Below are 1,229 nucleotides of genomic sequence, written 5' to 3'. Positions count from 1 at the left end.
TTTTTATTAAACTAACGTTCTTCGTTAGCCTCCGCCTTGCCCCGCTTATGATCATCGAGCAGGCTTTACAAACTAGTCTCGAAGATCCTGACAACACAAGTGGATGGCGTCACCCAACTTCTTTTGGAATTCTTGCCGCGATGATAAACGATGCTTCCAAGTCAATGCGCATGCACATAGCATGTCGGCAATGGTCGCAGCGCGCGTCTCAACGTCTTTTGTATTTTTCCCAGATGACGCTAGAATGACTTGCTCAAGTTTCTTTTGAAATGATGAACTGCTGTTTTCAACAGCGTCGCCGAGAACGCGCTCACATTGGGCCACAAGATCAGACGCTTCAGGATGAAGGAATCCTACGTGACGGCCAAACCACTCGTCTAAAGCTTGAAACAGTTTTTCTTCCAGCGTTAAGCGGTCATCCTCAAGTATCCGATCGGCGGATTGCAAACCGTCGTCCAATGCTTTTTGAATGGAAGCGCTAAAGATCTCCTCTTTATTTTTAAAATGAAGATAAATCCCCTGACGTGTGATTCCCGCGGCTTTCGAAATATCCTCAATAGATGTTTTTTTATAGCCGTACCGAACAAAAATATTCAGAGCTGTCTCAAGAACGTACGCCAGTCTTGCCGATTCTTTATTATCCATATATTCAGGTTAACGAACAGATCAACAAATGTCAAGTTTGTATAATTTCTCGCTTGACATATAGTACTCAATATGTAAATATCGTAAATGTAAGTTCGAAAACAAAATAAAATTTTGGAGGGATAATGCATGAATTACTATACTAAGACGGACGTCACCTTCGACAGTGCCGGCGTGAAGATCGCCGGCCACCTCTACACACCCGACGGAGTGGTCAGCGGGCCGCGCCCTGCGATCGTCGTCGGCCATCCCGGCACCGGCGTCAAGGAGCAGGCTGCAGGCCTCTACGCAAAGCGCCTGGCCGAGCGGGGTTTCATCACTCTTGCCTTCGACGCCGCCTATCAGGGTGAAAGCGGAGGCGAGCCACGCGGATTGGAGGACCCAGCCCACCGCGTCGAGGACTTCAAGGCTGCCGTCTCGTTCCTCAGTGTGCAGGGCGAGGTCGACCCAGACCGCATCGGCGCACTGGGCATCTGTGCCTCTGGCGGCTATGTGATCCCCGCCACTGTGACAGACCACCGCATCAAGGCCGTCGCCACCGTCTGCGCCGTCGACATCAGCCGTCAATTCCGTAACGGCAGGGG

2 protein-coding genes are annotated in these 1,229 nt (G+C 50.7%); one reads left to right on the top strand and one right to left on the bottom strand.

Annotation, left to right across the window (positions count from 1 at the left end):
• Positions 1-72: 72 nt before the first annotated feature.
• A complete protein-coding gene (locus L691_RS0110065) occupies positions 73-645 on the bottom strand; it encodes a TetR/AcrR family transcriptional regulator (RefSeq protein WP_025690345.1) in 573 nt (190 codons plus the stop codon).
• 129 nt (positions 646-774) lie between these two features.
• Here L691_RS0110065 and L691_RS0110060 point away from each other — a divergent pair.
• Positions 775-1,229 (top strand): alpha/beta hydrolase (locus L691_RS0110060; RefSeq protein WP_025690344.1); only part of this gene is annotated, 455 nt, incomplete at its 3' end.

It is taken from the genome of Paenibacillus zanthoxyli JH29 (assembly GCF_000520715.1).
GTDB lineage: Bacteria > Bacillota > Bacilli > Paenibacillales > Paenibacillaceae > Paenibacillus_AQ > Paenibacillus_AQ zanthoxyli.
Note: the sequence above shows the minus strand (reverse complement) of the source record. Positions and strands in the feature narration are given on the sequence as shown.

Coding starts and splice junctions, on each gene's coding strand:
- L691_RS0110065 (WP_025690345.1), bottom strand. CDS start 645: ATGGATAATAAAGAATCGGCAAGACTGGCGTACGTTCTTGAGACAGCT.